Source organism: Bathymodiolus japonicus methanotrophic gill symbiont, assembly GCF_019721995.1.
GTDB lineage: Bacteria > Pseudomonadota > Gammaproteobacteria > Methylococcales > Methylomonadaceae > Methyloprofundus.
The window spans coordinates 1-11,696 of the sequence record NZ_BLYC01000076.1; the positions used below are offsets into that span (position 1 = coordinate 1).

Below are 11,696 nucleotides of genomic sequence, written 5' to 3' on the forward strand. Positions count from 1 at the left end.
TTATCCGATGGATGAATCAATTCTGGCTGTTGTGTTTTTGAAACTCTCTTCAAACACGCGCATTAAATTATAGCTCATTGCAGTCAGGCGCATTTGATTTTCAAGTGAGCGGGTATTGGAAGACCAAGCTTTAGTTTCCTTGAAATTACTTTTAGTGTTATTGAATGTCTTTTCAATCGTCCATCGCTTGAAATACAGCATGGCAATGGTTCCAGGGTTAATAGTCATTGGCAAGGTTGTCACAAACCGGTGAAGTTTTCCGGTTTCTGGATCACGGTAATCCACCACGTTAAATTTGATGCCCTTGTTTTCGTACACACTGTATGCTTCAACCCCTGTATTGATCTCATGGCGGGAGTCAAAAGGGATAGACTCAACCAGAGTCGCAATTGAATTTTCTTTTAGCATTGAAATCATGTAATTAGCATGTCGTTTCTGCCGATCCCACCAGACAAAGTCGGTGACGGCTTTATCGTAGACATAGAGATGTTTCTGAGAGCTGTTATTTCCCTTGTTTTGCTTTTCAATATGATCTCGTAACACAGGTATTTCTTGATGCCTCTGAGTTCCGTTTGTCACCAGACAAAGAAATCTGAGCAACCCACTTCTGAGATTCAACGCGTAAATCCCCCCAGCCGCATAAACTTTCCCCTTGCTGTTTTTTTCAGTATGGCAGGCATGATCAATAAAATGTCCATCCGCTGCTTCTATGGTGTATTCGTCAAGTTCCGGGAATGCTTTAAGATAATCAATGCCTTGCGACAGCAGTGTTTCAGCGTGAAGATGATAGCTCTGCTGTTCAAATGCCTCAAGCATACTTGTTCGTCTATGCGACTTCAGTGATTTAAAATACGTTGAGTGGGGAAGCAGCTGGCCATAAATCTGTTCATTGGTTTGGAGGAAATGGCGACCACTATCGACTACACTGATACAGCGTAATAACCCTTCGCTGATTCGACGTGTGCTAGCAGCACGCGAGAGGAGCAAGAATTGCATTCCGAATAGCCGTCCAGCCAGTGAGATAGTAATGACGAAGCGGCTTTTGTGCGTAGTCGTTGCGGACGCAGGGCGTTCAGGGCATCTCCCATCCGCTGCGTAGGTGAACGAATTATGGCGACAGGAGTCCCGGAATTTCGTGAGGTAGCATGGCGCGCCTGAAAATCAAACTGAAACGATTAATAGAGTTGGACAACACACTTATTAGTAGAACCTAAGTGCTTTTATACGTACCTCTGGTAATGGTATATTGAGAGTTTTTCGAGCTGCGTGTACCCTAAGACATAAAAAAGCCCAAGGTCTTATGGCTCTTGAGCTTCCTGTACTTAACCGGAATTTGCCGGATTTTCTATTGGTGCCCGATGGCAGTACTCAAAACAGACAAACAACCAATTGATATTAAAGTAATTGATAAATTATATTAATATTTATACCGTCAAATATACCGTCAAGGAGTAAATATTCTTATCTTTTTTGATTGTTGAGGTGTTAGAGAGCATTTGCGATTTTTAGCCATTTAGAGCGATTTTAACGCACCACCTTAAAAACAATCATTCACTAAAAGCTACTGTTGTTTTTTTCTGTTTAATACTCAGTAAATCATTAGCCACTCGCCCAGAGTCGCAATTGAATTTTCTTTTAGCATTGAAATCATGTAATTAGCATGTCGTTTCTGCCGATCCCACCAGACAAAGTCGGTGACGGCTTTATCGTAGACATAGAGATGTTTCTGAGAGCTGTTATTTCCCTTGTTTTGCTTTTCAATATGATCTCGTAACACAGGTATTTCTTGATGTCTCTGAGTTCCGTTTGTCACCAGACAAAGAAATCTGAGCAACCCACTTCTGAGATTCAACGCGTAAATCCCCTCGGCCGCATAAACTTTCCCCTTGCTGTTTTTTTCAGTATGGCAGGCATGATCAATAAAATGTCCATCCGCTGCTTCTATGGTGTATTCGTCAAGTTCCGGGAATGCTTTAAGATAATCAATGCCTTGCGATAGCAGTGTTTCAGAGTGAAGATGATAGCTCTGCTGTTCAAATGCCTCAAGCATACTTGTTCGTCTATGCGACTTCAGTGATTTAAAATACGTTGAGTGGGGAAGCAGCTGGCCATAAATCTGTTCATTGGTTTGGAGGAAATGGCGACCACTATCGACTACACTGATACAGCGTAATAACCCAAGGCGAATAAAGTCGATATCCTTCAACTCTGGGCATGAACGAGCCCACAAAGGATGACGCTCTGCTAACAGGGCACGTTCCATACTTTCATTGCAGTGTTGGTGAATATGTTCAGAGAGTGGTAGGTCTTTAAGCATGGGTGATATCCGTTTATGAGGTGATTAAAACGGAAATTTTTAGAAAAATTTTTTCGGCAATTGCAAGCTTTATTTGAAATTATTTGTTGTTTTTTTACGGTGCCTACAGAGTGTCTATTTGCTGTGATAAGTGATTAAAATCAAAAAGATGGAAATATTCGAGTGGTGCTACATTCAGGTAGGTTATAGGCTGCTTTGTTTAGGTACTTCTTCTTTCAATGGGAACACTGATGAAAATTGTAGCAAAAATCCGTTAACCCAACGTAGCCAAATCAGTTTCACTATAATTCATAATAGCTAGCGTTGCACTAGGAATGTACTTTTGCAGCTATTTTCCCACGCCTTTCATCGACCCACACCAGCAACAACAAGCCCAGAATAAAAAACATTAAAGTTGATAACAAAGCCAGTCTATGATCGCCTCGGCTAAGAAAGTTTACTACCCCATAGCTGAGTGGCCCTACAATTGCAGAGAGTCGAATCACTACGCCCCACAGACCAAGAAATTCGCCCGAGCGCTCAGCCGGGGTAAATTTACTAACTAGCGCCCGGCTGACAGACTGGCTAGAGCCCATTGCAGCACCAATAAGATTTCCGGCAATCCACATATGCACCGACTCGGTAGCAAAGAAAGCAGTTAAAATTGCAATAATCCACAATACTAGCGTAATTGCCAGGGTCGGTACCGAGCCAATCTTATCCTGCAAGTGTCCACAAATTAGCGCGCCCACTGCTGCAGTGACATTAACTACCATAATTAAGATAATCAGCTCCTCCCGGTCAAAGTCCATCACCTCCTGGGCATAGATTGCTGCCAGTACAATAACCGTACTGACCCCAGACTGATAGACTGCCAGGCATAATAAAAACCGGAAAAAATCCTTAAAATGTATCTCTTTCTTAAAAGTGTGCTGCAACCTGTTGAAGCTTAAACGAAAATAGGAAATATCCTCTTCGGGCTGCGCCACGGCGCGCTCACGCAACCAGAGAAAAGTCGGCATGACAGAAACTGCAAAGATGCCAGCGGTGAGTAACAAGGTCAGTGGAATAATATCGGTATCCGCCATGCCCTGCTGCTGTCCCCAGGTAATAAGCCATAAGCATAATCCCAGGGTTAGCAAACCACCGAAGTAACCAACACTCCAGCCATAGCCCGACATGCGGCCCATTTTTTCTTTCGGCACCAGTTCTGGTAAAAATGCGGCTATCAAGTTTTCACCTTGCGCAAACATAATCGCTGAGATTGTAACCAGCAGCATTGATAACAACACTTCCCCCGGCTCTACAAATGCCAATAATGCGGTTGCCAGTACACAGCCGATGCTGGAGATCAATAAAAATATTTTTTTTCTCGCCTGGTGATCAGCTAGCGCCCCTACCACAGGCCCGATAATCATCACTACAAAATTCGCCAGGCCTATAGCTATCGACCACAAAAGAGTCGGCATGCCTGCCACCATATCCACACTGCTGACGGCAATAACGCCGACAAAATAAGTGCTATAAATCGTGCTCATCACCACCGTGGTATAACCTGAGTTAGCAAAATCATACAATGCCCAGGATATTAATTCCCTACGCTCTGCCATCGGCGTTACTTGCTGCATAGAAACTCCATTCATTACTTTGCCTCATCGAGCCAGCCACGCATAAAACAAGTGGCTAGCAGTTCAACCTCTACCTTAGTTGAGTTAATGGCTTGCTGGGTTTGGTTTTGCATTCGCTATTCCCTGCACACTTTTCATTAGCGCCTGTGCAGCCAGCTGTACTTCAGCATCGGAATGCTGCTTATCCAGTTCTCTTAGCACTTTAAAAAGCACCGCAAAGACCTGCTGGGTTTCCTGCATATACCATGATAGCACAAGTTCGCCGAGTGCTAATTGATGCTCGAACAACATGCGCCACAAGCCTTGATTGGCAATGGCAAAATCAAGATAGGCACGCGCAATACTTTGTACAGGTGCATTTTTTTTAGCTGCGCATGCAGATGCTGATGCAATTTCTGCCATGTTCGCGCCTTAATATGCATATTTAAATCATTCATATTGGTAAAAACCATATAAATACTTCCTACGGTATAACCAATATCATCGGCAATTTTACGCACTTTTAACGCAGAATACCCATCTTCCTGGACAATCTCTTCTGCTGCCTCCGCTGAAAATCATGGAAACGGAGCTTAGCGAAGTGGTGATTTTTAGTCCCTGATAGGCGACAGGAGTCCCGGAATTTCGTGAGGTAGCATGGCGCGCCTGTGCAAGCTTTATTTGAAATTATTTGTTGTTTTTTTACGGTGCCTACAGAGTGTCTATTTGCTGTTATAAGTGATTAAAATCAAAAAGATGGAAATATTCGAGTGGTGCTACCTTCAGGTAGGTTATAGGCTGCTTTGTTTAGGTACTTCTTCTTTCAATGGGAACACTGATGGGATAAGCTGTTTCTTTCATTGTCGAGGCAATTAAACTATAAGCTGTCACCCAGGCATCTTCTACCTCATCAGTAAAGTAATCGCCCAGACTCTGTTCCAGTACAAATAACAATGCGGCACCCACCGTTTCATAATGTGCGGCCTGTACACCATAGATGATATGTCGATTGCCCATTGCCTGCAACATGGCTTCCACCGACTTTATATCCTCTATAGAATTGACCACAACATTTAATGTGGTCATGATCTTCTCCCCCTGAAAGTCCAGTCTGCCGCGAAACAGTCGTTTAATTTTAGGGTCAAGCTCAAACAAGCGTGCATAAAATAATTCCGCAAATTTTTCTTTTATAGGCATAATCCGCCGCCAGGAATTACGAATACACTTTATCTGCTCCGCGGTCAGCGGGTATGGTTCCTCTTCTACATATTGCTGAGCATACCTCGCCTGATTTTTAATATTTTCAAGTAAGAGCAAAAACGACAATAAAATTACCACAAACAAAACTGCATACATCATAAGGATAACCTCATATATTAAACTACGGCGAATTAAACCCAGGTATCACGCAAGGTGACAGTACGGTTAAACACTAACTTATCAGCCGAACTATCTTCAGTATCCAGACAGAAATAGCCTACGCGCTCAAATTGAAAGCGACTGCCCAGTCCAGCTGTTGATAGACTAGATTCAACTTTAGCTCCGCTAATGACTTGCAAAGAACCAGGATTTAAGACAGCACAGAAATCATCTTCTGCTGCAGGATTTGGCACCTTAAATAACCGGTCATACAAACGTACTTCAGCATCCAGAGCATGTGTAACCGACACCCAGTGTATGACCCCTTTTACTTTGCGCCCTTCAGGTTTTTTTCCCAGGGTGTTTTCATCATAAGTGCAGCGTAGCTCAATCACTTTACCATCTACATCCTTGATCACCTGATGACATTTAATCACATAGGCACCGCGCAAGCGCACTTCCCCGCCTTCAACTAAACGCTTATATTTAGGTGGTGGCACATCGGCAAAGTCATCCTGATCTATATACACTTCTTTTGCAAATGGAACCTTGCGTTTACCCATTGCTTCATTTTGTGGATGGTTACTAGCTTCTAATTGCTCAACCTGGTCATGCGGATAATTCTCTATAACAACTTTCAAAGGGTCTAATACAGCCATGGCTCTAGCAGCTGTATTATTCAAATCTTCACGTATGCAATTTTCCAGCACCGCCATTTCTATCGACGAGTCTTTTTTAGTCACCCCAATGCGCTCGCAGAAATCACGAATAGCCCCCGGGGTAAATCCAGCCCGACGTAAGCCTGCAATAGTCGGCATACGTGGATCATCCCAGCCACTGACATGCCCATCGACCACCAGTTGATTTAATTTACGCTTACTAACGATGGTATATTCCAGTTCCAGACGTGCAAACTCAATTTGTTGTGGGTGACTATCGATCGTAATATTATCCAGCACCCAGTCATACAGAGGCCGGTGATCTGCAAACTCCAGCGTACAAAGCGAGTGGGTAATGTTTTCTATGGCATCAGATATGCAATCCGTGTAGTCATACATGGGGTAAATACACCAGTCATCGCCAGTACGTTGATGATGCACACGGCGTATGCGGTATAAAGCCGGATCGCGCATATTAATATTCGCAGCGGCCATATCTATTTTGGCACGCAAAAGATACTGACCATCAGCAAATTCACCCGCGCGCATTTTGGCAAATAAATCCAGATTTTCAGCTTTGCTACGACTGCGATCAGGGCTTGCTTTACCGGGTTTGGTTAAGGTGCCACGAAATTCTCTAATTTGCTCTGCGCTATGACTGTCTACATAAGCCAGGCCTTTTTCTATTAATTCAACTGCAAAGTCATAAAGTAACTCGAAATAATCCGACGAATGCCTTAATTCTGCCCATTCAAAACCCAACCAGTGCACATCTTTTTCAATAGCTCGCACATATTCAATACTTTCTTTTTCTGGATTAGTATCATCAAAGCGTAAATTACATTTGCCATTATTTTCTGCCGCAATCCCAAAGTTCAGACAAATCGATTTAGCATGACCTATATGTAAAAAACCATTGGGTTCAGGTGGAAAACGGGTTATAACTTGACTATGTTTTTTTTCTGCCAGGTCTTTAGTGACTATTTGACGAATAAAATTTGTAGCTGGACTATTTTCAGTTGTTGACATTGAGTATTATTGATCAATTGTATATGTGCGCACATATACTGCAGGGCGCATGAAAAGGTTTCGGGTCATATAAGCAAGGGCGTGGCTTTAGCCCGCGTATATTCATGGCGGGCTAAAGGAGATGGAAACACACATCATCCAAAACTGCTGGTCTTTTTGTCCGTATTCTGCGTTGTAGTAACTTTACATAGCCTACTATGCGCCTGTTATTACGCCTTGAATACGAACAAAAATCCTGTCCAATATTGGACAATTATTTATTTCCAGCTCCCTAAAGCCACGCCCTACTGTTGTATATAATATTTTTGCGTATTCACCTTGTATTCTAGCGCATTAAGATACCATAAATATAAGGCGATGGGTAAATACTGATCGGCTAAGCGCTGAGATTTAAGCTTTATGCAAGTGACTATAGCGCTGATTAATATCAGTATAGGAAAAGTTATATAACCACCAGTTTTACCAAAGGCCATGATTATTAAGTGCAAAAGAAAGGTTTAGGAACGTGCACGGAATAACTTCGACAATTTTCTCAGGATTTATTTCGTGCATGTTGCCTAGGTATTGCACACTTAGATTTCCTCCAATCAATAAAGGTTATTTTATGAAAACGATATACTTGCTTGTCTTTAGTTTGTTGCTCAGTAGTTGTACAGCGACAAAACCCGGTCCTGTTCCTCAACTGAAGTTTCCCAATAATTATTTATGGTAAAATTGAAACTATGCTACAACTATATGAAAAAAATAGTCTTTTCATTCGTTTCAAATGCTATTGCCTAAGGGGAATTAAGTAGGGGTTTGCTATAAACATGGCAAAACCACCTAAAATAAACCTCGATACACCAGCATTGTGTATTTCAGCTACTCAATAATTGGGAAACTTCAGTCGCTGAAAATCATGGAAACGGAGCTTAGCGAAGTGGTGATTTTTAGTCCCTGATAGGCGACAGGGCAATTCGCTGATTCGACGTGTGCTAGCAGCACGCGAGAGGAGCAAGAATTGCATTCCGAATAGCCGTCCAGCCAGTGAGGTAGTAATGACGAAGCGGCTTTTGTGCGTAGTCGTTGCGGACGCAGGGCGTTCAGGGCATCTCCCATCCGCTGCGTAGGTGAACGAATTATGGCGACAGGAGTCCCGGAATTTCGTGAGGTAGCATGGCGCGCCTGTCCTTTTTAGGCTCTGCTTTTATGTTTTATATTGGCGCGTCAAAGACTCTATATGCGTTTGATAGCTACTTTTCTGCTCAGACCAAAATCGCTCTGGATCCTCACCTGAGCAGTTCAGCTATGGCAATGATTAATATGACCGAGTCTCTGGATGCTTTTCTGTTCGCGTTGGTGCTGTTGATTTTTAGCTATGGTATCTTGCAGATTTTTATCTTAAGACGCCCAATTGGATCGCCTGAGCATCAATTGGACTGGTTAAATATTCACAATATTAGCCAGCTAAAAATGATGTTGATCGAAGTCATCATTGTGATTCTTTTTGTGTTCTTTTTAAAATACACCCTACTGCATTTCGCTGAGGCAAGCTGGGAGATGTTAGTATGGTAAAATTGAAACTATGCTACAACTATATGAAAAAAATAGTCTTTTCATTCGTTTCAAATGCTATTGCCTAAGGGGAATTAAGTACAGGCGCGCCATGCTACCTCACAACATTCTGGGGCTCCTGTCACCAACATTCACTCGCCTACGCAGCGAATGGGAGATGCCCTGGTCGCCCTGCGTCCGTCTCAACTACGCACAAAACCCTGCTCCGTTAAGACTACCTCAAATGGCTGGACGGCTATTCGGAATGCAATTCTTGCCTCCATCGCGCGCTACTAGCGCACTTCCGCTGTCAGCCCCGGACGGGCTGATAGTCTCCAGAAGGCGCAGGGAAATTTGCCAATCCGAAGTGCGCGATAGCGCGCGAGGGAGGCTAAAATTTTATCCCGAATAGCCGTAGAGCCATTTGTGGTAGCCATGACTGAGCTGCTTTGTGCTCAGTCTGTGGCGGACGCAGGGCGGCTGGAGCATCTCCTATTCGCTGCGTAGGTGAACGAATTACGGCGACAGGAGTCCCGGAATTTCGTGAGGTAGCATGGCGCGCCTGGGATCAGCGAATTGCCCTGCCCGCCTACCAGGGACTAAAAATCATCACTCCGCTTAGGCTCCGTTTCCCCGATTTTAAGCGTAAGGTACCTTCTGCTCAATAAACGTCAAGTTATAATTTTGCCCGTTGGCAGTTTGCATAATAAAGTCTTTTTCAGCTACGTCCGGGTTTAAGTGATAGCAGGCAACCAGTGTATTGGATGAACTTATTGTACTGAAGTTTCCCAATTATTGAGTAGCTGAAATACACAATGCTGGTGTATCGAGGTTTATTTTAGGTGGTTTTACCATGTTTATCATCAGTGTTCCCATTGAAAGAAGAAGTACCTAAACAAAGCAGCCTATAACCTACCTGAATGTAGCACCACTCGAATATTTCCATCTTTTTGATTTTAATCACTTATCACAGCAAATAGACACTCTGTAGGCACCGTAAAAAAACAACAAATAATTTCAAATAAAGCTTGCATTTGCCGAAGAATTTTTCTAAGAATTTCCGTTTTAATCACCTCATAAACGGATATCACCCATGCTTAAAGACCTACCACTCTCTGAACATATTCACCAACACTGCAATGAAAGTATGGAACGTGCCCTGTTAGCAGAGCGTCATCCTTTGTGGGCTCGTTCATGCCCAGAGTTGAAGGATATCGACTTTATTCGCCTTGGGTTATTACGCTGTATCAGTGTAGTCGATAGTGGTCGCCATTTCCTCCAAACCAATGAACAGATTTCAGGCGCGCCATGCTACCTCACGAAATTCCGGGACTCCTGTCGCCGTAATTCGTTCACCTACGCAGCGAATAGGAGATGCTCCAGCCGCCCTGCGTCCGCCACAGACTGAGCACAAAGCAGCTCAGTCATGGCTACCACAAATGGCTCTACGGCTATTCGGGATAAAATTTTAGCCTCCCTCGCGCGCTATCGCGCACTTCGGATTGGCAAATTTCCCTGCGCCTTCTGGAGACTATCAGCCCGTCCGGGGCTGACAGCGATGGCCAGCTGCTTCCCCACTCAACGTATTTTAAATCACTGAAGTCGCATAGACGAACAAGTATGCTTGAGGCATTTGAACAGCAGAGCTATCATCTTCACGCTGAAACACTGCTATCGCAAGGCATTGATTATCTTAAAGCATTCCCGGAACTTGACGAATACACCATAGAAGCAGCGGATGGACATTTTATTGATCATGCCTGCCATACTGAAAAAAACAGCAAGGGGAAAGTTTATGCGGCCGGGGGGATTTACGCGTTGAATCTCAGAAGTGGGTTGCTCAGATTTCTTTGTCTGGTGACAAACGGAACTCAGAGGCATCAAGAAATACCTGTGTTACGAGATCATATTGAAAAGCAAAACAAGGGAAATAACAGCTCTCAGAAACATCTCTATGTCTACGATAAAGCCGTCACCGACTTTGTCTGGTGGGATCGGCAGAAACGACATGCTAATTACATGATTTCAATGCTAAAAGAAAATTCAATTGCGACTCTGGTTGAGTCTATCCCTTTTGACTCCCGCCATGAGATCAATACAGGGGTTGAAGCATACAGTGTGTACGAAAACAAGGGCATCAAATTTAACGTGGTGGATTACCGTGATCCAGAAACCGGAAAACTTCACCGGTTTGTGACAACCTTGCCAATGACTATTAACCCTGGAACCATTGCCATGCTGTATTTCAAGCGATGGACGATTGAAAAGACATTCAATAACACTAAAAGTAATTTCGTGGGGAGTCGCTATTTTTGCGAAAGCTTGTTTTGGGCATCCCAGCCCAAGCAAGCGGCAAAAACTTAACGCGACCACTAATGCCTTCGGCGCCCCAGACGTCCTGCGTACGTGCCACTTCGCCATTACCATCGTAAACTCGGTGCTGGCTTCGTAACACTCCCTCAAATGACTGGACGGCGTTTCGGAATGCCTTTTATTTTGTCTACACCTACGCTCGCTGTCAGCCCCGGACGGGCTGATAGTCTCCAGAAGGCGCAGGGAAATTTGCCAATCCGAAGTGCGCGATAGCGCGCGAGGGAGGCTAAAATTTTATCCCGAATAGCCGTAGAGCCATTTGTGGTAGCCATGACTGAGCTGCTTTGTGCTCAGTCTGTGGCGGACGCAGGGCGGCTGGAGCATCTCCTATTCGCTGCGTAGGTGAACGAATTACGGCGACAGGAGTCCCGGAATTTCGTGAGGTAGCATGGCGCGCCTGAGCGCTACGATTCCGACAAAACAACGGCCCTACGCCTTCTGGGGACTACCAGCCCTCGCTTTCGCTCTCCATGGCTGGCAGCGAAGGAAACTAAAGCTTGATCTTCCAATACCCGCTCACTTGAAAATCAAATGCGCCTGACTGCAATGAGCTATAATTTAATGCGCGTGTTTGAAGAGATTTCAAAAACACAACAGCCAGAATTGATTCATCCATCGGATAAAAAATATAGCGAGGCTCTGGAGATTAGGCAGCAACAGGCCCAAAAACGAGATCGTTTTGTGAATCCATTATTTTTCCAGGCAAGAATATCTCGTATCAGCTCGTATACCATTCGGGCAGTTCAAAACGCAATAATAACAGGAATGTCTTTACAGTGCTTTATGAGCTCTCTTGTGGCGAGGTTAGTTTCACGGCCTCAATTGATAGGGGAACACTGA

Annotated in this window: 18 protein-coding genes and 1 pseudogene; 8 read left to right on the forward strand and 11 right to left on the reverse strand. The window is 44.0% G+C overall.

What is annotated here, in order from left to right; translation table 11 throughout:
• The 9 genes and pseudogenes from K6984_RS28775 to K6984_RS28810 form a co-directional block, all read right to left on the reverse strand.
• Entirely contained in the window at positions 1-987 is a 987-nt protein-coding gene (locus K6984_RS28775) for a transposase (RefSeq protein ID WP_221898442.1), read from the reverse strand.
• Positions 921-1,088 (reverse strand): hypothetical protein, encoded by a 168-nt coding sequence (locus K6984_RS28780; protein ID WP_221896607.1) that lies wholly within the window; start codon positions 1,086-1,088, stop codon positions 921-923. The genes K6984_RS28775 and K6984_RS28780 overlap by 67 nt, the downstream gene beginning before the upstream one ends.
• A 500-nt stretch (positions 1,089-1,588) precedes the next feature.
• Positions 1,589-2,317, reverse strand: a complete 729-nt coding sequence (locus tag K6984_RS28785; protein ID WP_221896612.1) for a hypothetical protein — start codon at positions 2,315-2,317, stop codon at positions 1,589-1,591.
• Between the two features lie 308 nt (positions 2,318-2,625).
• Positions 2,626-3,924 carry an MFS transporter gene (locus tag K6984_RS28790; RefSeq protein ID WP_221898443.1) on the reverse strand — a complete coding sequence of 433 codons (1,299 nt, stop codon included), beginning with the start codon at positions 3,922-3,924 and terminating at the stop codon, positions 2,626-2,628.
• A gap of 84 nt (positions 3,925-4,008) precedes the next feature.
• A complete protein-coding gene (locus K6984_RS31880; RefSeq protein WP_230988203.1) occupies positions 4,009-4,326 on the reverse strand; it encodes a TetR-like C-terminal domain-containing protein in 318 nt (105 codons plus the stop codon).
• 35 nt (positions 4,327-4,361) lie between these two features.
• Positions 4,362-4,460, reverse strand: a pseudogene (locus K6984_RS35405) (TetR family transcriptional regulator); the annotation flags it as partial.
• 250 nt (positions 4,461-4,710) lie between these two features.
• On the reverse strand, positions 4,711-5,262 hold the full coding sequence (locus K6984_RS28800) for a globin family protein (RefSeq protein WP_230988347.1): 552 nt from the start codon (positions 5,260-5,262) through the stop codon (positions 4,711-4,713).
• 32 nt (positions 5,263-5,294) lie between these two features.
• Positions 5,295-6,950, reverse strand: coding sequence for a glutamine--tRNA ligase/YqeY domain fusion protein (locus K6984_RS28805; RefSeq protein ID WP_221898444.1), 1,656 nt, complete (start codon positions 6,948-6,950; stop codon positions 5,295-5,297).
• 882 nt (positions 6,951-7,832) lie between these two features.
• Positions 7,833-8,048, reverse strand: a complete 216-nt coding sequence (locus tag K6984_RS28810) for a hypothetical protein (protein WP_147883717.1) — start codon at positions 8,046-8,048, stop codon at positions 7,833-7,835.
• On the opposite strand from K6984_RS28810, the gene K6984_RS35410 reads away from it, so the two are divergent.
• The 3 genes from K6984_RS35410 (at position 8,005) to K6984_RS35415 (ending at position 8,780) form a co-directional block, all read left to right on the forward strand.
• Positions 8,005-8,127: a hypothetical protein gene (locus tag K6984_RS35410; protein ID WP_263458915.1), complete on the forward strand. Its 123-nt coding sequence runs from the start codon at positions 8,005-8,007 to the stop codon at positions 8,125-8,127. The two genes, K6984_RS28810 and K6984_RS35410, sit on opposite strands and share 44 nt — an antisense overlap.
• Positions 8,106-8,504: a YqhA family protein gene (locus K6984_RS28815; RefSeq protein ID WP_221898445.1), complete on the forward strand. Its 399-nt coding sequence runs from the start codon at positions 8,106-8,108 to the stop codon at positions 8,502-8,504. Before K6984_RS35410 ends, K6984_RS28815 begins: the two co-directional genes overlap by 22 nt.
• A gap of 150 nt (positions 8,505-8,654) precedes the next feature.
• Positions 8,655-8,780, forward strand: a complete 126-nt coding sequence (locus tag K6984_RS35415; protein ID WP_263458916.1) for a hypothetical protein — start codon at positions 8,655-8,657, stop codon at positions 8,778-8,780.
• Here K6984_RS35415 and K6984_RS28820 read toward each other — a convergent pair.
• Positions 8,777-8,920 carry a hypothetical protein gene (locus K6984_RS28820; RefSeq protein WP_221894093.1) on the reverse strand — a complete coding sequence of 48 codons (144 nt, stop codon included), beginning with the start codon at positions 8,918-8,920 and terminating at the stop codon, positions 8,777-8,779. The two genes, K6984_RS35415 and K6984_RS28820, sit on opposite strands and share 4 nt — an antisense overlap.
• Before the next feature lie 12 nt (positions 8,921-8,932).
• On the opposite strand from K6984_RS28820, the gene K6984_RS28825 reads away from it, so the two are divergent.
• The 4 genes from K6984_RS28825 to K6984_RS28840 all read left to right on the forward strand — a co-directional run bounded on the left by K6984_RS28825 (position 8,933) and on the right by K6984_RS28840 (position 10,847).
• Entirely contained in the window at positions 8,933-9,151 is a 219-nt protein-coding gene (locus tag K6984_RS28825) for a hypothetical protein (protein ID WP_221894092.1), read from the forward strand.
• A 425-nt stretch (positions 9,152-9,576) separates the two neighbouring features.
• A complete protein-coding gene (locus K6984_RS28830; RefSeq protein ID WP_221894091.1) occupies positions 9,577-9,891 on the forward strand; it encodes a hypothetical protein in 315 nt (104 codons plus the stop codon).
• Between the two features lie 18 nt (positions 9,892-9,909).
• Positions 9,910-10,083: a hypothetical protein gene (locus tag K6984_RS28835; protein ID WP_221894090.1), complete on the forward strand. Its 174-nt coding sequence runs from the start codon at positions 9,910-9,912 to the stop codon at positions 10,081-10,083.
• Between the two features lie 20 nt (positions 10,084-10,103).
• Positions 10,104-10,847 carry a transposase gene (locus K6984_RS28840; protein WP_221894089.1) on the forward strand — a complete coding sequence of 248 codons (744 nt, stop codon included), beginning with the start codon at positions 10,104-10,106 and terminating at the stop codon, positions 10,845-10,847.
• Between the two features lie 95 nt (positions 10,848-10,942).
• On the opposite strand, the gene K6984_RS28845 is transcribed toward K6984_RS28840, so the two are convergent.
• Complete coding sequence (locus K6984_RS28845; protein WP_221894088.1) at positions 10,943-11,128, reverse strand: hypothetical protein; 186 nt, start codon at positions 11,126-11,128, stop codon at positions 10,943-10,945.
• 259 nt (positions 11,129-11,387) lie between these two features.
• Between K6984_RS28845 and K6984_RS28850 the strand changes: the two genes are divergently transcribed.
• Positions 11,388-11,696, forward strand: a complete 309-nt coding sequence (locus K6984_RS28850; RefSeq protein ID WP_221894087.1) for a hypothetical protein — start codon at positions 11,388-11,390, stop codon at positions 11,694-11,696.